20 protein-coding genes are annotated in these 19,796 nt (G+C 66.3%); 16 read left to right on the forward strand and 4 right to left on the reverse strand.

The window, feature by feature from the left end; all coding sequences use genetic code 11:
- Window positions 1-33: 33 nt before the first annotated feature.
- The gene (locus ACFWPH_RS19950) at window positions 34-114 is read right to left on the reverse strand and encodes a putative leader peptide (protein ID WP_378753529.1); all 81 of its coding nucleotides are present in this window, start codon (window positions 112-114) and stop codon (window positions 34-36) included.
- A gap of 51 nt (window positions 115-165) precedes the next feature.
- Here ACFWPH_RS19950 and ACFWPH_RS19955 point away from each other — a divergent pair, with 51 nt between their 5' ends.
- A complete protein-coding gene (locus ACFWPH_RS19955) occupies window positions 166-765 on the forward strand; it encodes a TetR/AcrR family transcriptional regulator (protein ID WP_378753045.1) in 600 nt (199 codons plus the stop codon).
- A gap of 40 nt (window positions 766-805) precedes the next feature.
- Here ACFWPH_RS19955 and ACFWPH_RS19960 read toward each other — a convergent pair whose 3' ends face one another.
- Together ACFWPH_RS19960 and ACFWPH_RS19965 are read right to left on the reverse strand one after the other, a co-directional pair.
- Window positions 806-2,146 (reverse strand): sensor histidine kinase, encoded by a 1,341-nt coding sequence (locus ACFWPH_RS19960; RefSeq protein WP_378753047.1) that lies wholly within the window; start codon window positions 2,144-2,146, stop codon window positions 806-808.
- Window positions 2,139-2,813, reverse strand: coding sequence for a response regulator transcription factor (locus ACFWPH_RS19965; RefSeq protein WP_378753049.1), 675 nt, complete (start codon window positions 2,811-2,813; stop codon window positions 2,139-2,141). Before ACFWPH_RS19965 ends, ACFWPH_RS19960 begins: the two co-directional genes overlap by 8 nt.
- Before the next feature lie 97 nt (window positions 2,814-2,910).
- On the opposite strand from ACFWPH_RS19965, the gene ACFWPH_RS19970 reads away from it, so the two are divergent.
- From ACFWPH_RS19970 to ACFWPH_RS20040, 15 genes are all read left to right on the forward strand, one after another.
- Window positions 2,911-3,486, forward strand: coding sequence for a TerD family protein (locus tag ACFWPH_RS19970; protein ID WP_378753051.1), 576 nt, complete (start codon window positions 2,911-2,913; stop codon window positions 3,484-3,486).
- Window positions 3,487-3,574: 88 nt separating this feature from the next.
- Window positions 3,575-4,042, forward strand: coding sequence for an RDD family protein (locus ACFWPH_RS19975; protein WP_378753052.1), 468 nt, complete (start codon window positions 3,575-3,577; stop codon window positions 4,040-4,042).
- A gap of 731 nt (window positions 4,043-4,773) precedes the next feature.
- Entirely contained in the window at window positions 4,774-6,381 is a 1,608-nt protein-coding gene (locus ACFWPH_RS19980; protein ID WP_378753054.1) for an SMP-30/gluconolactonase/LRE family protein, read from the forward strand.
- Window positions 6,382-6,388: 7 nt separating this feature from the next.
- Window positions 6,389-7,234 (forward strand): SDR family NAD(P)-dependent oxidoreductase, encoded by an 846-nt coding sequence (locus ACFWPH_RS19985; RefSeq protein ID WP_378753056.1) that lies wholly within the window; start codon window positions 6,389-6,391, stop codon window positions 7,232-7,234.
- 58 nt (window positions 7,235-7,292) lie between these two features.
- A complete protein-coding gene (locus ACFWPH_RS19990; RefSeq protein WP_378753058.1) occupies window positions 7,293-8,666 on the forward strand; it encodes an SRPBCC family protein in 1,374 nt (457 codons plus the stop codon).
- Between the two features lie 39 nt (window positions 8,667-8,705).
- Window positions 8,706-10,529, forward strand: coding sequence for a flavin-containing monooxygenase (locus ACFWPH_RS19995; RefSeq protein WP_378753060.1), 1,824 nt, complete (start codon window positions 8,706-8,708; stop codon window positions 10,527-10,529).
- Window positions 10,526-11,452 (forward strand): SDR family NAD(P)-dependent oxidoreductase, encoded by a 927-nt coding sequence (locus tag ACFWPH_RS20000; RefSeq protein ID WP_378753062.1) that lies wholly within the window; start codon window positions 10,526-10,528, stop codon window positions 11,450-11,452. Before ACFWPH_RS19995 ends, ACFWPH_RS20000 begins: the two co-directional genes overlap by 4 nt.
- A gap of 2 nt (window positions 11,453-11,454) precedes the next feature.
- Window positions 11,455-13,161: a thiamine pyrophosphate-binding protein gene (locus tag ACFWPH_RS20005; protein WP_378753064.1), complete on the forward strand. Its 1,707-nt coding sequence runs from the start codon at window positions 11,455-11,457 to the stop codon at window positions 13,159-13,161.
- Window positions 13,161-14,597, forward strand: a complete 1,437-nt coding sequence (locus ACFWPH_RS20010; protein WP_378753066.1) for an aldehyde dehydrogenase family protein — start codon at window positions 13,161-13,163, stop codon at window positions 14,595-14,597. Before ACFWPH_RS20005 ends, ACFWPH_RS20010 begins: the two co-directional genes overlap by 1 nt.
- A 12-nt stretch (window positions 14,598-14,609) precedes the next feature.
- Window positions 14,610-15,485 (forward strand): SDR family NAD(P)-dependent oxidoreductase, encoded by an 876-nt coding sequence (locus ACFWPH_RS20015; protein ID WP_378753068.1) that lies wholly within the window; start codon window positions 14,610-14,612, stop codon window positions 15,483-15,485.
- 31 nt (window positions 15,486-15,516) lie between these two features.
- Window positions 15,517-16,071: a nuclear transport factor 2 family protein gene (locus tag ACFWPH_RS20020; RefSeq protein ID WP_378753070.1), complete on the forward strand. Its 555-nt coding sequence runs from the start codon at window positions 15,517-15,519 to the stop codon at window positions 16,069-16,071.
- Between the two features lie 22 nt (window positions 16,072-16,093).
- On the forward strand, window positions 16,094-16,921 hold the full coding sequence (locus tag ACFWPH_RS20025; RefSeq protein WP_378753072.1) for a TauD/TfdA dioxygenase family protein: 828 nt from the start codon (window positions 16,094-16,096) through the stop codon (window positions 16,919-16,921).
- A 41-nt stretch (window positions 16,922-16,962) separates the two neighbouring features.
- On the forward strand, window positions 16,963-17,577 hold the full coding sequence (locus ACFWPH_RS20030) for a carboxymuconolactone decarboxylase family protein (protein ID WP_378753074.1): 615 nt from the start codon (window positions 16,963-16,965) through the stop codon (window positions 17,575-17,577).
- A gap of 54 nt (window positions 17,578-17,631) precedes the next feature.
- A complete protein-coding gene (locus ACFWPH_RS20035; RefSeq protein WP_378753076.1) occupies window positions 17,632-18,036 on the forward strand; it encodes a DUF427 domain-containing protein in 405 nt (134 codons plus the stop codon).
- Window positions 18,033-18,926: an acyl-CoA thioesterase gene (locus ACFWPH_RS20040; protein WP_378753078.1), complete on the forward strand. Its 894-nt coding sequence runs from the start codon at window positions 18,033-18,035 to the stop codon at window positions 18,924-18,926. Before ACFWPH_RS20035 ends, ACFWPH_RS20040 begins: the two co-directional genes overlap by 4 nt.
- Window position 18,927: 1 nt before the next feature.
- Here the strand turns inward: ACFWPH_RS20040 and ACFWPH_RS20045 are convergent, their stop codons facing one another.
- The gene (locus tag ACFWPH_RS20045) at window positions 18,928-19,734 is read right to left on the reverse strand and encodes a FadR/GntR family transcriptional regulator (RefSeq protein ID WP_378753080.1); all 807 of its coding nucleotides are present in this window, start codon (window positions 19,732-19,734) and stop codon (window positions 18,928-18,930) included.
- Between the last annotated feature and the right edge of the window lie 62 nt (window positions 19,735-19,796).

The raw sequence follows: 19,796 nt of genomic DNA on the forward strand, positions 1-19,796 counted from the left end.
GCAATAAGAATGCTCGGGCGAGGCCGGGCGGGATCAGCGCTGGTGAAGACAGGCAGCGGTGGCCACGCGCACGAGGTCCACGTGCAGGCGGCGGGTGAGGTTGCTGCGGGTCACGGTTCGAGCCTAGCCATAGACAGACTGATCTGTCTATACGTGGAAATGGTTATGGTGGGGTACGTGGCCACAACAACGGAGTCCGCGGTGTCCTCGGCCGACCGCCGCGGCAAACCCACGCCGGCGCAGCGGCTGCTGGACACCGCGACCACCTTGTTCGCCCGATACGGCATCCGCGCAGTCGGTATCGACCGCGTACTGGCCGAGGCCGGGGTGGCGCGGGCCAGCCTGTACTCGAGTTACGGATCGAAAGACGCCCTGGTCATCGCCTACCTCGAACATCTCGACCGCCGCGACCGTGCCCGCTGGGACGAGGCTGTCGCCGGGGTCGCCGACCCGGCCGACCGGATCCTCACCTTCTTCGATCTCGCCCTCGCCTCTGCACCGGGCCGGGGTTTCCGGGGTTGCCAATACGCCAACGCTGCCACCGAATTCCCGGACCAGGCCCTCGCGCCCGTGGTCGCGCACCGCCGCTGGATGCTGGACACCCTCACCGATCTGCTGCGGGCCTGCCGAGCAGCCGACCCGGCCACCCTTGCCCGCCGTATCCAGCTGGTCTACGACGGTGCGCTGGCCGGCTCCAAACTCGAACACGCGGCCGAGCCGCTACGTACGGGCCGGATGATCGCTGCCGAACTCCTCTCCGGGTAGATGGCGCCTCTGGGCGGTGACAGCGCGCTATGCGGCGGGATCAGTTGTCGGCGTGCTCGGGCAGGATCATTTCGAGCCGGGCCCCGCCGCGGGGCGAGCTCGACAGCCGTGCGCTGCCGGCGGCGTTGCGGACGGCTTCGGCGATGATGGCCAGGCCCAGCCCGGCGCCGCCGTGCGGGCGGCTGCGGTTGTCGTCGCGGCGTTCGAATCGGCGGAACAGCCGGTCCCGGTCGTGCTCGGGGACACCGTCGCCGTCGTCGTCGACCCACAGCACGACCTGTCCGCCGGCGCAGCGCAGCGTGAAATCGACGCGACTGCGAGCGTGGCGGCGTGCGTTGTCGGCGGCGTTGCGTACCGCCCTGGCGAGGAGTCCTTCGTCGGCGAAAACCCGGGCCGGCCCCACGGCTGCGGTGTCGGTGGTGACACCGAGTTGGCGTAGCCGGCCGGCTTCGGCGAGGACGATATCGTCGAGATCGACTTCGCCGCAGTTGCGGCCGGTGCCTTCATCCAGACGGGCGAGCAGGAGCAGATCGTCCACCAGGCCGTGTAGCCGGGCTGCCTCGCTGTCGACGACCTCGGCCAGCGACGCGAGATCGGTCGCGCCGGGATGGTGCAGCGCGACCTGGGCGTGCTGGCGGATGGCGGCCACCGGCGAGCGCAGTTCGTGCGAGGCGTCGGAGACGAACCGCTGCTGAGCTCGGTGTGCGGCCTCGAGGCGGCCGAGCATCCGGTTCATTGTCGCGGCCAGCCGTGCGACCTCGTCGTTCCCGGCGGGCGGATCCACTCGCCGGGAGAGGTCCTCGCCGAGGGATTCGACGTCGAGCCGGATGCGCTCGACCGGCCGGAGCGAGCGGCCGACCACCGCCCACATCAGTGCCGCGACGAACGCGCTGATGGCAGGCACCGCGACGGCCAGCAGCAGGGCCGCCGATCGCACCGCGTCATCGGCGTCCTCGAGTGACCGTGCGACGACCACGGACTGAACCGCGCCCGATGCCGGCGTGATCGGCGCCGAATGCACGACATAGTCGACTCCGTCGAAGGGGAAGCGTTCCGCGGACGGTACCGGCAGGACGGGGCCGTGGGCGGAATCGCCCTCGGCGGCGGTGATCACGCGCCCGTCCTGCTGGAGCTGGACTATCACATCGTCGACTTCCGAGACGGGTAACAACACCGTGTCGGCGGTGTCGCGGAGCCGGTGCTGTGCGTCCGCGGCGATCTGGGCGGCCTGGATATCGGCCGCCTTCGAATGTGCTGCGACCAGCGTGTGGCGGAACAGCATCAGAAAACTCACCGCACCGGCTGCCAGGACCGCCAGAACGACAGCTGTGGTCGTCACCGTGATCCGTACCCGTAGCGAGGGCAGCCCCAGGTCAGGCATCGGGCATCAGCCGGTATCCCGCGCCGCGGATCGTGCGGATGGTGTCGACGCCGAACGGTTTGTCGATCTTGGCTCGCAGATGCGCGATGTATACCTCGACGATATTGGAATCACCGTCGAACTCTCCGTGCCAGACGCCGGCCAGAATATCGCTCTTGGACCGGATCACACCCGGCTCGCGGGCGAAGAACGCCAGGATCGCGAATTCCCGGGCCGTCAACCGCACCGGGGTATCGCCGCGCCGGACCTCTCGGGTGGCCGGGTCGAGACGCAGACTACCCACTTGCAGCGAGGTCGGGCGTTCCGGTCGTCCGCGGCGGATCAGGGCCCGGAGCCGGGCTACCAGTACCGGGAAATCGGCGGGTTTGATCACGTAGTCGTCGGCGCCGGTGTCGAGGCCTTCCACCTGGTCCCATTCACCGTCCTTGGCGGTGAGCATGAGAATCGGTGTCCAATTCCCCTCGTCCCGCAGGGTCCGGCACACCGCGTATCCGCTCATGCCCGGCATCATCACGTCCAGCACCAGCGCGTCATAACGGACCTCACGTGCCCGCCACAAGCCGTCGGTCGCGTTGTAGGCCAGATCGACAGCGAAGCCCTCGGCCTGCAGCCCGCGCCTGAGCCCGTCGGCAAAACGGACCTCGTCGTCGACCACCAATATTCGCACGCCGCCCAGTATGAGCCGACCCGTCGTTAATGCTGGCTTAAGCATCGGCCAGGCACCATGGCCGCGGCCGTTCACATGAGAGAAGGAGTATTGCGGGATGGGCGTGACCCTCGCCAAGGGTGGCAATGTATCGCTGTCGAAACAGGCACCGAACCTGACGGCGGTGGCGGTCGGCCTGGGCTGGGATGTGCGGTCGACCACGGGTGCCGAATTCGACCTGGATGCCAGTGCCCTGGCGACCGGACCGGATCAGAAGGTCGTCTCGGACCGGCATTTCGTGTTCTACAACAATCTGCGTTCCCCCGAGGGCAGCATCGAGCACACCGGCGACAACCTCACCGGTGAAGGCGAGGGAGACGACGAGGTCATCAATGTCGATCTGGCGGCCACGCCCCCCACGATCACCAGCATCTTCTTTCCCGTCTCGATCCACGACGCGAACACTCGGCAGCAGTCGTTCGGGCAGGTCCGCAATGCGTTCATCCGGGTCGTCGATCGGGCGACGGGTTCGGAACTGGCTCGTTACGACCTGACCGAGGACGCCTCGACCGAGACCGCCATGGTCTTCGGCGAGCTCTACCGCCACGGTGCGGAGTGGAAGTTCCGCGCGATCGGCCAGGGGTACGCCTCCGGGCTGGCCGGAATTGCCCGCGACTACGGCGTGAACATCTGACGGCGACCGCGATCGAGCCGGCACCTCCGTCCCACCTGCAGCGAGCCTGCTCTTGGCCGGTGCCCTCACCGTTACGAACAGGAGCACGATGAGTACGGCCGGATACGACCCTTATTCCGGAACCACGGTAACCCCGGGGGGCCTGGGCAAACGCGCCGCCGCCCGCTTCGTCGACTGGATCGTCGCCGCTCTCGTCGGGGCAATCCTCTTCTGGCTGTTGAACAAATCCGCCCACGTTCCCGGATGGGTTTCCGTCCTGCCCGGCGCCGGTTTCGGCTTCCTGTACTTCCTCGGATTCGAGGTCACCACCGGCTCCACGCCCGGCAAGAAACTGCTCGGCCTGCACGTCAATGGGGCCGGTGGAGAGCCCAGGCCCAGCGTGAAGGAGTCCGCGTTCCGCAATGCCTACATGTTGCTGAACCTGATTCCCTGCATCGGCGGTGTGCTCTGGTTCGTCGCCGCCCTCGGAATCGCAGTCACCGTGAGTTCCAGCGCCACCAAACAGGGCTGGCACGACCGTTTCGCCGACGGCACACAGGTCGTCGAAGCGCCCTGACGAGTCGCTGTATTCGGCGCTCGGCCGGGTTCCCGCCTCGTGGCCGGAACCCGGCCCACGAGCCTGCGGGCAGAACCTCTGTCCTTGCTGAGTACGCCACAGTGGGGGTCGCGGGTCGGTCGGCCACCGCAGCGCCGGCGGTCACCATCAGGGCCGGGTGACGGAGCGGTCGGGGTCGCGGTCGGCGCCGATATGTTGGTCGCGGTGCAGGTTCACTCGTTCTGCGCGAACTATTCCCGGCACCGCGTTGTCGGATGAACCGTCCGGGTCCAGCGGGTATCGCATCTTCCCGGCGGCCACCGGCTCGCGCCGCGAACGAGAGTAGAGGTTTGGTCCCGCATCCGCTGGACCGGCCGGACCGGCTGAACCGGCGTCCGTAGGGCGCCGGTTCAGCGCTTTTCTGTCGGCGGTGGCCGGTGGCCCCGCCTCTTGCTCCGGGGGGCGCGCCTCCGGTCTGACCTGCGACGAGCGCATCCGCCTATCTCGGCGGAGTCCGACATTTCCCAAATGGAGAATGTTATTCTCCAGCGTGTAGGTGAAGTGCCGACGGGTCCCGTTCGGGTGACACCGAAAGCTCTGGTGGCCACGCGGATACCGCATGCTCGCACCTATCCTTACAAAGATTGCAATACTTATTGCGCTTGCCTGGATGGAGCGTTAGATTCCTTACAAAGTCCTCGACATCGAGGCGGATCAGCGCTAGTGGCCGGGTCGGTTGGGAGTCAGTCGGAATGTTGCAGCAAGAGGCCCGCTACCGGGGCGGCCAATCGATCGGGGTCGCGGCGGGCTGGAGTCAACGGCGGATCACCCCGCCCAGCCGGCTGTTCGGGGCCAACGGACTACGGACCGGGCCGGACGGGCGGATCTATATCGCCCAGGTGACCGGGAGCCAGATCAGCGCCCTCGATATCGATACCGGCGCGATCGAAACCATCAGCGCCAAGGGCGGCGATATCGTCGCGCCCGACGATTGCGCGTTCGACGCGGACGGCAACCTGTACGCCACCGAGGTGATGGACGGCCGAGTAAGCGCCCGCAATGCCGATGGCACCACCCGCTTGCTGCGCGCGGATCTGCCCAGCGCCAACGGCATCACGGTGTATCAGGGCCGGTTGTTCGTCAACGAATGCCGGCCCGGCGGCCGGCTCATGGAACTGCCGCTCGACGGTGGCACGCCCCGGATCCTGCTGGAGAATCTGGAACAGCCGAACGCCATGGAGGTGGGTCCGGACGGGTTGCTCTATTACCCGGTGATGGGGCTCAACGAGATCTGGCGCATCCATCCCGACGGCGGCGAACCCGAGCGGGTCGCCGGAGATCTCGGCGTCCCCGATTCGGTGAAGTTCGATGCGGACGGGTGCATCGTGTCCACCCAGGTCGCCTCTGGGCAGGTGCTGCGGATCAATCCGCGCAACGGCGAGAAAACCGTCCTCGCCCAGCTCAACCCGGGACTGGACAACTGCACGCTGGTGGACGGCCGGCTGTTCGTCTCCAACTTCACCGGTGAGATCACCGAAATCCGCCCCGACGGCACCACCCGCACCACGCTGCCGGGCGGGCTGAACTGGCCGCTGGATCTGACCGTCGGTCCCGACGGCACACTGTTCGTCGCCGACGGCACCTACTTCTACGCGGTCGGTCCCGACGGGCTCGAAACCCTGGGCATGCTGTTCAGCCCCGGCTATCCGGGCTTCGTACGCGGTGTGACAGCCGGAGGACCGGGGGAATTCCTCGTCGCAACCGCGGGTGGTCAGGTCGCCCGGTGGCGGCCCGCGAGCGGGGAGAGCGAATTCCTTGCCGGCGCCGAAGCGCCGCTCGACCAGTTGTACGGGATCGAAGCCGGGCCCGGCGGAAAGATCGTGACCACCGAATTCGGCACCGGCCGGGTGCTCGGGGTGCGCGGTGACGGTGGGGTCGAGGTGCTGGCCGCCGGGCTGGACAAGCCGATCGGTATCGCGTTCACCGCCGCCGGCAGCTGCCTGGTCGCCGAATCCGGTGCCGGCCGCGTGGTCTCGGTGACGGCCGGGGGAGTGGACACCGTGGTGGACGGTCTCGACACCCCGCAGGGCCTGCTGATCCGCGGATCGCAGCTGCTGATCGTCGATTCCGGTGCCAAGAACCTCGTCTCGGTCGATCTGGAGACCAAGGCGCGCGAGGTGCTCGCCTGGAATCTCCCGGTGGGCGCGCCGCCCGGGGTGACGCCGAAACCGCTGCTGGGTATGCCGCCGTTCTCCGGGCCGCAGGGCCCGTTCGCGGGTATCGCGTCCGGCCCGGACGGAACCCTGTATATCGCCGCCGACGCCGAGGGCAGTGTGCTCGCATTCCGGAAGGACGGGTGAAACAACCATGACAGGTGAATTCTTCGGACTCGACGGGCGCGTGGTGATCGTGTCCGGTGCGGGCGGCGGCGGGATCGGTACCGCCGTGACGCGGCTGGTCGCGCAGGCCGGGGCGACCGTGCTCGGGGTCAGCCGAGGCGCGGAGAACCTGGCGAAACATGTGGAACCCCTTGCGAACGAGGGACTGAAGGTCGTGCCGGTGCAGGCCGATGCCGCCACCGACGAAGGTGTGGCCACCGTGCTCGAGGCCGCGCGGCAGGCCGACGGGGACCTCTACGGCCTGGTCAATATCGCCGGCGGTGCCGCCCCCGCCACCTGGATGCCGGCCACCCGGGTGACGCGTGACGACTGGCGGGCCCTGTTCGCGCAGAACCTCGAATCGATGTTCTTCATGAGCCAGGCCGTGGCCGCGGAGATCAAAGCGGCAGGCCGGCCGGGTTCGATCGTGTCGCTGTCGTCGATCAGCGGGATGAACACCGCCCCGTTCCATATCGCCTACGGCACCGCGAAAGCCGCCCTCGTCGCCGCGACCCGGACGCTGGCGGCCGAACTGGCGCTCAGCGATATCCGAGTGAACGCGATCGCGCCCGGTGTCACCGAAACCCCGGCCTCGGGAACCTATGTCGACGAGGACGTCGAACGCGATCGGACCGCGATCGCCATGGGCCGCCGCGGCCGGCCCGAGGAGCAGGCGGGCGCCGTGCTGTTCCTGCTCTCCCAGCTGTCGTCCTATATCACCGGGCAGACGATTCTGGTCGACGGCGGGCTCAATTTGAAATGGACCCATCTGGGCGCCGACAACACCTCCCTGTTCCTGAAGGACGAGGGTTTCCGCGCCGCCATCACCAGCTGACCACCGAAATGTATTGCACCGACACCGACTGTCCCCGGACCCGGGGTGGGAGAACACGATGAGCGAGACCGTCGACGATATCGCCACCAACACCGAACCGCTGTCCGCGCCGATGACGATCGGGGTGGAGGCCTACCTCAGTCCCGAATACGTGAAAGACGAACGCGACAAGTTGTGGCGCAAGGTCTGGCAGCAGGTGGGCCGGGTCGAGGAGATCCCACGCGTGGGCGATTACCTCACCTACGAAATCCTCGACGATTCGATCATCATCGTGCGTACCGCACCGGACAAGATCCGCGCGTACCACAATGTGTGCGCGCACCGCGGCCGCAAACTGGTCGACACCCCGCCCGGCGAGCGCAATGCCAAGGGCCAGAAGAAACAGTTCGTCTGCGGATTCCACGGCTGGCGGTACGACCTCGAGGGTCGCAACACCTTCGTCCCCGAACGCGAGGACTGGCCCTGCGGGCTGACCGAACGCAACGACGGTCTGGTCGATGTGCATGTCGATACCTGGGGCGGCTGGATCTTCGTCAACCCGGACCCGAATCCGTCGGAAACCCTGCTGGAATACCTGGAGCCGGCCGCGAGCCTGCTCGACCCGTTCCAGTTGCAGAACATGCGCTACCGGTGGCGGCGGTGGCTGGTGTTCGACTGCAACTGGAAGGTCGCGCTGGAAGCCTTCATGGAGACCTACCACGTGCCCTACACGCATCCGGAGTTCATGAACTTCGGCATGTTCCTGGGCTGGGCGCGGGCACAGGGCAAACACAGCAATATCGGCTACGACGCCCCGAAGGGCCAAGAGGAGAGCCAGGGCAAGATCCGGCTCGGCCACGGCCCCGACGCCCGCAAATCGACGATCGAACTGCAGAATTTCACCTGGGAGAACGCCAACACCAACACCACCTGGACCATGGTGGAGGCGGCGCGGCGGCTCACCGAGGAACTACCGGAAGGTACCCCGGCACCGGAAGTCATGCAGCATTGGCTGGCCTCGGCGCGCGCCACCGACGAGGCGCGCGGGGTCATCTGGCCGACCGTCACTCCGGCCGATGTCGCGGCCGCCGGTACCGCGTGGCAGATCTTCCCGAACTTCCAGATCGGGCAGGCAGTGAACAATATGCTCTGCTACAGCGCGCGACCCTACGGCTACGACCCAGACAAATGCATTTTCGAGGCCGCGGTCTACGAACTGTTCCCGGAAGGCGAAGCGCCGGAAACGGAATGGATCCACACCCCGCAGGACGATCCGGGCTGGCGCACCGTACTGCCCCAGGATTTCGACAATATGGCCGCCGTCCAGCAGGGGATGAAATCCGCCGGTTTCTCCGGCCCGAAACCGAATCCGTATCGCGAACGCAGTGTCGTCAACCTGCATCACAATCTCGCGAAATACATGGGCACCGGCGCACCGCGTGACCTCACCTGACCCGGCGCAGCCGGCCCGATCCACCACCGAGGATTACCGATGAACAACTGCGCACCCACGCAGACCCCCGATATCGACCATGCCGCGTTACGAGCCAAATATCTGGCCGAACGCGATAAGCGGCTGCGATCGGAAGGGCAACAGCAGTACGTCGCCAGTGAGGACGGATTCGCCGAGGTCTTCGAAGGCGACCCCTACACCCCGGTGACCCCGCGCGAACCCATCACCGAGGAAGTCGATGTGGTGGTCCTCGGCGGGGGCTGGGCCGGTTTGACCGCGGGCGCGCGGCTCACCCAGGCCGGTGTCGAGGATTTCCGGATCATCGAACTGGCCGGTGATTTCGGTGGCGCCTGGTACTGGAACCGCTATCCCGGGATCCAATGCGATTCCGACGCCTACTGCTATCTGCCGCTGCTCGAGGAAACCGGGTACATCCCGACGCAGAAGTACGCCTTCGGCGACGAATGTTTCGAGCACGCCCAGCGTATCGGGAAACATTTCGGGCTGTACGAGAAGGCGATCTTCTCGACGATGACGAAATCGCTGGAATGGGATGAGGCGCTGCGGCGCTGGCGGATCGGCACCAATCGCGACGACCGGATCCTTGCCCGGTTCGTCGTGATGGCGCAGGGCCCCTTCAACAAGCCGAAGCTGCCGGGGATCCCGGGTATCAACGATTTCACCGGGCACACATTCCATTCGGCCCGCTGGGATTACGACTACACCGGCGGTGATATGCGCGGTGGCCTGACCGGTTTGGAGGACAAGAAGGTCGCGGTGATCGGCACCGGCGCCAGCGGGATCCAGATCATTCCGCATATCGCCCGGTCGGCCGAGCATCTGTATGTTTTCCAGCGGACCCCGTCCTATATCAACGAACGCGGCAACGTCCCGACCGATCCGGAATGGGCGAAATCGCTGCAGCCGGGCTGGCAGCTGGAACGCCGCCGCAACTTCCACACCGCCGCGTTCGAGGCGTTCGCGCCCGGCCAGCCGGATCTGGTGTGCGACGGCTGGACCGAGGTCAGCCGGAATGTGCAGGCCTACCTGGACGAAACGAACAGCTGGGCCGAGGTGACCCCGGAGAAGTTCATGGAGATCCGGGAGAACCAGGACTACCGGGCCATGGAGCGGGTCCGGCAGCGGGTGGACGAACTCGTCGCGGATCAGGCGACCGCGGACGCGCTCAAACCGTATTACCGATTCCTGTGCAAGCGCCCCTGTTTCAATGACGAATACCTGCCGACCTACAACCGCTCGAATGTCACCCTGGTCGACGTATCGAAGACCAAGGGCGTCGAGCGGATCACCGCAGCCGGCATCGTGGCCGACGGTGTGGAACACGAGGTGGATTGCATCATCTTCGCCAGCGGATTCGAGATCACCACCGACCTGGATCGCCGCTACGGGATCCACCCGTTCACCGGCCGGGACGGGCTGTCTCTCTACGAACATTGGGCGAACGGCTACCGCACCTTGCACGGCCTCACCAGTAACGGTTTCCCGAATATCTTCTTCACCGGATTCGTACAGGGCGGCGTGACCGCGAGCACGACCGATATGTTCGATCAGCAGACCACCCATGCCGCCTACATCATCGGTGAAGCGCTGAATCGGGACGCGAAGGTGGTGGAACCGACCCCGGAGGCTGTCGAAGGATGGTGTGCCACCATCAAGGAAACCGCCGTCGACAACAGCAATTTCCAGCGTGAGTGCACGCCTGGTTATTACAACAACGAGGGCGAGCAGAACATCCGGTCCCATCTCGGCGAGCCGTACTGGCCGGGTTTCTACGCCCTGGAGGAATTGCTGCAGGAATGGCGCGGTACCGGCCGCCTCGACGGTCTGGTATTGGGCGAATGAACGAATCAGGCCCGGAAAAACGGTTCGACGGCCGGGTGGCCGTCGTGACCGGCGCCGGTCGCGGTCTGGGGCGCGCCTACGCCCTGCTGCTCGGCGCGCGTGGTGCGAAAGTAGTGGTCAATGATATCGGTGGTGGTATCCCGGGTGGTGATACCGATGCCGGGGTGGCCGGTGGTGTGGCCGCCGAAATCCGGGATGCCGGTGGGGAAGCGGTCTCGAATGCCGATTCCGTGGCGAACCCGGAAGGCGGTCGCGCGATCATCGATGCGGCCCTGAAAACCTATGGACGCGTCGATATCCTCATCCACAATGCCGGCAACGTCCGCTACGCACCGTTGACCGAAATGACCTACGAGGATTTCGATTCCGTTCTCGATGTGCATCTGCGGGGCGCTTTCCATATGGTCCGCGCGGCTTTCCCGGTGATGCGCGAAGCCGGCTACGGCCGAGTGGTCCTGACGTCCTCGATCGGCGGACTGTACGGCAACCAGAACGTCGCGAACTACGCCGTCTCCAAAGCCGGCGTGATCGGATTGTCGAATGTGGTCGCGCTCGAGGGTGCCGAGCACGGGGTGAAATCCAATGTGATCGTGCCCGCGGCGGTGACCCGGCTGGCCGACGGCCTGGACACCTCGAAATATCCGCCGATGGAACCCGAGCTGGTCGCGCCCGCCGTGGGCTGGCTGGCCCACGAATCCTGCACGATCAGCGGCGAGATGCTGGTCGCACTGGCAGGCCGCGTGGCACGGGCTTATATAGCGGAAACCCCCGGCGTCTACCGGCCGCAGTGGTCGATCGAGGACGTCGGCGAACAGATCGACGACATACGCGATACCGACGATTCGTGGTTACTGCCGGTGGTGCCGTCGGCGCACAGCGACCATATCGGCCGGAGTTTCGCAATGGCCATGGGAGGACAGTGAATATGGCGGTCAAGGTTTACGAACGAATTCTGGACCTCTTCGAGGCCGAAGGTATCAATACGATTTTCGGCATCCCCGACCCGAATTTCGTGCACCTGTTCCATCTGGCCGACGAACGCGGCTGGAATGTGGTGTCCCCGCACCACGAGGAATCGGCCGGCTTCATGGCCGAGGCGGTATCCCGCATGACCGGTAAGGCCGCCGTCTGTATCGGCACCCTCGGGCCCGGGATGGCGAATATGGCCGGTGCGATGATGTGCGCCAAGGTGGAGAATTCGCCGGTGATCTTCCTGGGCGGGCAGCGCGCGCGGATCACCGAACAGCGGGTGCGCCGCGGGCGGATCCAGTTCGTGAAACAGTCCGGTCTGCTGGAACCGTCGGTGAAGTATGCGGCGAGTATCGAGTACGCCGACCAGACCGACGAGATCATCCGCGAAGGCCTGCGCAAGGCGCTGACCGGGGTACCCGGCCCGGTGTACATCGAATACCCGTCGCATGTCATCCAGGAGGAGCTCGACGTCCCCGAGCCGCTGCCGCCGCACCGCTACCGCCTGGTCGGCCAGACGGCAGGTCAGGACAAAATCGACGAGGCCGCCGAACTCATCCGTCAGGCGAAGCAGCCGGTTCTGCTGGTCGGGCACGGAGTGCACACCTCCCGGGCCGGCGCCGCGGTGAAAGAGCTCGCCGATCTCATGGCCTGCCCGGTCGTGCAGACCTCGGGCGGCACCTCCTTCATCGAAGGCCTGGAAGACCGCACCTTCCCGTACGGTTTCTCGCCGTCCGCGGTGGAGGCCGTGGTGAAATCCGATCTGTGCCTGGCCATCGGCACCGAACTCGGTGAACCGGTGCACTACGGCCGGGGCCGGCACTGGCTGGAGAACGAAGCCGTCCGGAAATGGGTGCTGATCGAACAGGACCCCACCGCCATCGGGGTCAACCGCCCCATCGACGTACCACTGGTCGGTGATCTGCGGGCCGTCGTCCCCCAGCTCTCCGCCGCCCTGAAGAACACTCCGCGCACCGCCACCCCGGAACTGGCCCGCTGGATCGAACAGGACGCCGCCCGGCTGGCCGAACTGGCCGAATCCGCGCCGTCCGGTATGTCGCCGGTGCATCCCGCCCGGCTGGTCGTGGAAGCCACCAAGGATTTCCCCGCCGACGGGATCCTGGTCCGCGACGGCGGCGCCACCACGATCTTCGGCTGGACCTACACGCAGTGCAAACCACACGATGTGGTCTGGAACCAGAACTTCGGGCACCTCGGTACCGGCCTGCCGTACGCGGTGGGCGCCTCGGTCGCCGACGGCGGTAAACGACCGGTCCTGCTGATCACCGGCGATTCCTCGTTCCAATTCCAGATCGCGGAACTGGAAACAGCCGCCCGGCTCAATCTTCCGCTCGTCACCGTGGTCGCGGTCGACTACGCGTGGGGTCTCGAGGTCGGCGTCTACAAACGCACATTCGGTCAGGGCTCCCGGGAAACCGCGGTGCACTGGAGTAAAGAGACCCGGCTCGACAAGGTCGCCGAGGGTTTCGGCTGCTACGGCGAATACGTCGATACCGACGCCGAGATCGCGCCCGCCATCAAACGCGCCTTCGCCAGCGGGAAACCGGGCGTCATTCATGTGGCGGTGGACCCGAAGGCGAACTCCGAGGAAATGCCGAGCTACGACGAGTTCCGCACCTGGTACGCGGAAGGGATGCAGTGATGCGCGAATACCTGAAGTTCTATATCGGTGGGGAATGGGTCGAGCCGACCGGAAACCAGACCTTCGACGTGGTGAACCCCGCCACCGAGGAGGTGGCCGGGAAGGTCGCGGCCGGATCGGCCGCCGATGTCGACGCGGCCGCCACCGCGGCCCGCGTGGCATTCCCGGTCTGGGCCGCGAGTACGGTCGCCGAACGGCTGGACCTGTTCCGTGCCATCGGTGCGGAATATCAGAAACGCACCGCCGATCTGGCTGCGGCACTCACCGAGGAGATGGGCGCACCGGCCGGACTGGCGAACGGATTCCAGGTGGATCTGGCGGCGGGGCATCTACAGCAAGCGATCGAAGTGCTGGAGAACTACCGGTTCGAGGAACAGCGCGGCGCGACGTTGATCGTGAAGGAACCGATCGGGGTCTGCGGGCTGATCACCCCGTGGAACTGGCCGATGAACCAGATCGCGGTGAAGGTTTTCCCCGCGCTGGCCACCGGTTGCACGATGGTGCTGAAACCGTCGGAACGGTCACCGTTCACGGGGCAGATCTTCACCGAGATCCTCGCCGCCGCCGGCGTGCCGGCCGGTGTGTTCAACCTGGTGCAGGGCGACGGCCCAGGCGTCGGCGTCCCGCTGTCATCGCATCCCGAGATCGATATGATCTCGTTCACCGGATCCACCCGCGCCGGCGTCGAAATCGCCCGCAACGCCGCACCCACCGTGAAACGTGTGACCCAGGAACTGGGCGGTAAAGGCCCCAATATCGTCCTCGACGACGCGGATTTCGCCACCAATGTCGGCGCGGGCGTCGGAAATATGATGGGCAACTCCGGGCAGACCTGCAGCTCGCCTGCGCGCATGCTGGTCCCCACCACCCGGATGGCAGAGGCAATCGAGGCCGCGCGTACCGCTGCCGAGGGAATCACCGTCGGCGACCCCACCGGTGACGTCGCTGTCGGTCCCGTGGTTGCCGCCTCGCAGTTCGAGAAGATCCAATCCCTCATCCAGAAGGGGATCGACGAGGGCGCCACTCTCGTGGCCGGTGGTTTGGGGCGACCGGACGGACTGGAGAAGGGCTACTACGTCAAACCCACAGTATTCGCCGATGTCACCAACGATATGACCATTGCCCGCGAAGAGATTTTCGGTCCCGTGCTGGTGATCATCGGCTACGACGGCATCGACGATGCCGTCGCCATCGCCAACGACACCGAGTACGGTCTCGCCGGTTTCGTCGCCGGTCGTGACCTGGATCAGGCTCGCGCTGTCGCCCGGCGCCTGCGTGCGGGGTCGATCGGGATCAACGGCGGTTTCGATTTCGCGGCGCCGTTCGGCGGTTACAAGAAAAGCGGTAACGGCCGCGAATGGGGTGAAGCCGGTTTCGAGGAATACCTCGAAGTCAAGGGCATCCTCGGTTACGCCCCCGAAGCGGCAGAGGCTTAGAGGCGCCCCGACATGGACGAGGTCGCCGGTGCACTATCCGGGCGGGTCGCGGTGGTCACCGGCGCCAGCCGCGGGATCGGTAAAGGGATCGCGCTGGCGCTGGCGGAGCAAGGGGCGACCGTGTACGTCACCGGCCGCACCGTCGTCCAGGGCGGGCATGCGCTGCCCGGCACGATCGGCGCGACCGCCGCGGAATGCACGCGCCGCGGCGGGCAGGGGATCGCGGTGCGCGTCGACCACGGCCGTGACGACGAGGTGGCCGCACTGTTCGACCGGGTCGCCGCCGAGCAAGGCCGCCTCGACATCCTGGTCAACAATGCATTCTCCCTACCCGAGGATCTGACCGATCCGGAGCCGTTCTGGGAGAAGCCGCTGTCGAATTGGGAAATGATCGATATCGGGGTCCGGTCGAATTTCGTGGCCGCCCGGTACGCCGCCGCACTGATGGTGCCGAAAGAGTCCGGTCTCATCGTCGCGATCTCCGGCTACACCGGGGTCGCCTACACCTACGGTGTGGTGTTCGGTACCGCCAAATCCGCGGTGGACCGGATGGCCCGCGATATGGCGGTGGAACTGAAACCGTTCGGAGTCGCTTTGGTATCGCTGTGGCAGGGGCTGACCATGACCGAACGCGCCGAACGCAATCTTGCGACAGTTCCGGGTCTTTCGGGGCAGGCAGCCACGACCCCGGCACACGGATGTTCTCCCGAATACCCGGGGCGGGTCATCGCGGCCCTTTCCGTGGATCCCGGCCTGATGCGGCGCACCGGTGGCACCTTCATCACCGCGGAACTCGGCCGCGATTACGGCATCACCGATATCGACGGCCGCGCGATCCCGTCGCTGCGCGAAACCCGCGGCGCACCGATCTGGTCGCCCATTCCATAACCACTGCGTGGCAAAGATATTCGAGGACACCATGAGCACCGCTTCCGACCAGCAGGCCAGACTCGCCGCCCTCCTGGACCGCCAGGATATTCTCGACTGCCTGACCCGCTTCAGCCGGGGAATGGACCGATTCGACCGCACACTGTTCCTGTCGGCCTTCCATCCGGACGCCGAGATCGCGGCCGGTGCATTCGTGGGTGGTCCGGAGGATCTCTACGACTGGGCTTCGGCAATGCACGAGAGCGGGCAGTACGCGACGCACCACAATCTGCTCAACCACACCTGCGATATCGACGGCGATACCGCCCATACCGAAACCTATTACCTTTTTGCGGCCCGTAACCGCGACGACAGTAATTGGCTCGCCGGTGGTCGCTATCTCGACCGGCTCGAACGGCGCGACGGACAGTGGCGGATCATACTGCGCACCAATGCCATCGAATGGTCCGGAACCGCGCCGACCATGCCCATCCCGTTCGGCGATATCCCCGAAATCCACGCCGACGGTATTCCGTCGCGCACCCCACAGGACCCTTCCTATACGCGGCCGTTACGCAATACGCGGCGGCCGAATATTCCGAGATGATCGCGGAAGTGAGGAGCCCATCATGCCGGCAGTGGCCACCCGGGAATTGAGTGAGAAAGTGGGAGTCGAGGTTCTCGACGTCGATGCCGAACGGCTCACCGCGGACCCGGACCTCCCGCACATCTGTCACGACCTGCTCGAACGATACGGGGTGGTGTTGTTCCGGGAGCTGCACGCGACCGATGCGGCCCAGGTCGAATTCGGCGCGAAACTCGGCGAGCTGGCGATATTTCCGCAGTTCACGAACAAGCACGTCATGGAGATCAGTTTCGACCCCGCGAACCCGCTGGCTCCGTATTTCCCGAGCAACGATTACTGGCATATCGACGGCTGCCTGGACCGGATGATCGCCAAAACCTCGATCATGAGTGCCCGGGTGACCGCTGCCCACGGTGGCGAAACCGCCTTCGCCAGTACCTATGTCGCCTACGACGAACTGAGCGAGCGGGAGAAGGAAGAACTCGCCGATATCCGGGTGGTCCACAAGATGGCGCGGGTGCAGCGATTGAGCCACCCCGATCCCACACCCGAGCAGATCGCGGATTGGGAGCGCCTGCCCGCCCGCGTGCATCCGCTGGTGTGGCAGCACGAATCCGGCCGGCGGTCCCTGGTTTTCGGTGCCACCGCCGCATATATCGACGGCAGCGACCCGGCGAACGGCCGGCAGCTGCTCGACGACCTCGAACACCGCGCGACCACGCCCGACCGCGTCTACACCCACACCTGGTCGGTGGGGGACATGGTGCTGTGGGACAACACCGGCCTGATGCACCGGGCCTGCGAATTCGATCGGTCCGAACCCCGCCGCATGGCACGGTCGACGGTGCTCGGTTCGGAACCGATCGCATGACGCGGATCCCCGACCGGCACCGGTCTGCCCGGTGCGGGCCGGTGAAACCCCTCATGGACAAGGAGATGGAGATGGAGCGGATAGCCCCGCTGAAGCCCTCGGAGTGGTCGCCGGAACTGCGCGCATTCTTCGCCGACTTCCGCACCCGGGTGCACCACGGCGGGCCCGCACCGGCGAATACGCGCTCGGGAACGAACCTGCTCGGTACGCTGGCCCGGCATCCCGCGTTCACCATGGCCTTCCTGCCCTTCAACGGGCATCTGCTGTACGCCACCGCACTGTCGGACCGGCAGCGTGAACTGCTGATCCTGCGGGTCGCCCACCTCTGGGACAGCGACTACGAATGGGCCCAGCACGCGGTTCTCGGCGGCAATGCGGGATTGACCGAAGAGGAGATCCGCCGGATTGCCGAGGGGCCGGATGCCCCGGGCTGGACACCGGTGGACGCCGCCCTGCTGCGGGCGGCCGACGAACTGCGCGAATCGGGTGCGGTCGGGGATACCGCCTGGCAGGCGCTCGCGGCGGAATTCGACGAACAGCAGCTGATGGATATCGTCTTCACGGTGGGTGCGTACGCGATGCTGGCCATGGCGATGCGGTCGTTCGGGGTCCGGCCCGAACCGGACCTCGAACCGTACCTGCCTGTGCGACAGTGAAATCGGGAACCGCCGGGCACGTGGTGAGGGCCCGTCCGATCGAGATTCGGAGCAATGATGAGCGAAGCAGCCGTACCTTCCGGGTATCAGCGCCACCCCGACTACCGGGTCGATCTGCTGGCCCGCACCAATACGATGACCGCCACCCTCGACGGGCAGCAATTGGCCGTGAGCGACGAATGCCTGCTGGTGGACGAACAGGATCACGGCCTGGTGGTGTACTTTCCGCCGCAGGCGGTGAACTCGGAGCTGCTCGAATCCGTCGAATTGCATACGGTATGCCCCTTCAAGGGTGAGGCTTCGTACTGGACCCTGCCGGGCAGCGACCGTCCCTGGGTCGCGTGGTGTTACCCGCACCCGCACCCACAGGTGACGCAACTGGCCGGCTATATCGCGTTCGACCAGTCCGTGGTGCAGGTGACGATCGGTGCCGGCCGGTACACGGGGGTGCGCTCGTGAACACGCAACCTCCGGGCGGCATCCCCGAATCGTCGATGGCACGGATGCTGGAGATCTTCGACGTCCGGCCCGACCCGGTGGTTCCGGCGCGGTATCTCGGCGACAGTGACGGCGGAACCCGGCGGGTGGTCGACGGTAGCCAGATCCTCGGGCAGAGCATTGTCGCGGCCACCAAGGCGCTGCCCGGTCGCACCGTACGTAACGCGCACGCACTGTTCGTCTCCGCCGCCGATCCCGATATTCCGCTGGATTTCACCGTCACCCCGATCAGGGCCGGTCGTAGTTTCGCGAGCGCGACCGTCACCGCGCGGCAGGAATTGAAGGTCCGCACGAGTTGCACGGTGCTGCTGGACACGCCGCAACCCGACCTCGTCCGCCGCGACGAACCGGCAGGAGCCCCCGTGCCCGGCCCGGACGAAGCCCTCCCGGCCGAAAGCTTGCCGCTGCCCGGACGCGAGGTCCGTATCGTCGGCTGCGCCGATATCAACGACCCCGACGACATCGGCCCCCCGGTGGTGGACGCCTGGCTGCGCTACGACGAGGTCCCGGCCCGCGACGAGCTGCACCGTGCCGTACTCGCGCATTTCACCGGACATCTCGGGATCTCCACGGCGCTGCGCCCGCATCCCGGACTCGGCACCGCACAAGCCCACCACACCCTGTCGACGGCACCGATGGGAATCGCGGTGACCTTCCACGACCCGGTGAAATGGGACGGCTGGTTGCGCTACCACCACGAGGCCACCTTCGTGGGGGCCGGTTCCGCACATATCCGTGGCCAGATCAGCACCGGCAGTGGCCGGTTGATCGCCTCGTTCACCCAGGACGCGATGATCCGCGCGTTCGAACGGGGACCCGTCACCGATATCCCGAGCGCGGCCCGGCTGTAGGTCAGCGGCGCAGGCTCTGGGCGCCGCGGATCGCCTGCTGGGCCATCGTCGAGGACGCGTTCACGATGCCGTCGTCGAACCGGTCCAGCAGCAGCGCCTGCGTCGCCGCGAGATGCGCGCACGCCATATGCTCGGCCGCGGAGGCCTGCCCGGAGGCGATATCGTCGACGATCTTCTGATGGGTGCGCACCGCGGCCCGCGCCTGCTCCCGCGACGGATATTCCCCGCGCCCGGTGAGCGCCTCGGCCCACGCCTCCTCCTGTGCCGACCACAGCGCCACCAGGCTGCTCACCACATAGCGGACGGTCGCGTTCGGCGTGAACGAGACCACCAGATCGTGGAATTCGCGCGCGGTCTGCGTGAAGGCGACTCCGTCGTCCACCAGCCCCTTCGATTTCTCGATGTTCTCGGTGAGCACCGGCACCACCACCTCGAGGCGGTCTTCCCGGCGGGCGCATTCGGCCGCGCACATCGGTTCCAGCATCTGCAGCCCGGACGCCAGATCACGCAAGGTCACCCGGCCGCCCTGCAGGGCGAGACCGAGGTGGTATGCCGCCGACGTCTCGTCGGGCCGGTGCACCTCGGCGCCGCCGACATTACCGCGGCGCACGGTGACCAGGCCTTCGGTTTCGAGAATGCGGATCGCCTCGCGGATCGAGGGATAGGAGACACCGAATTCCTGCACCAGCTGATCCTGGGTGGGCAGCCGGTAATCGTCGGTGCCGTTGAGGATGCGCGTACGCAACTCGTCCGCCACCGTCTGCGCCACCCGGTGCTGGGTGACCCGTCCACGCCGGGGGGCCGTCACGACAGTCGCTCACGGCCGGAAAAGTGCACCATAGCCGCGAGTTTATAGCGAAACGGTTAGTT

This window comes from Nocardia sp. NPDC058499 (assembly GCF_042719915.1).
Lineage (GTDB): Bacteria > Actinomycetota > Actinomycetes > Mycobacteriales > Mycobacteriaceae > Nocardia.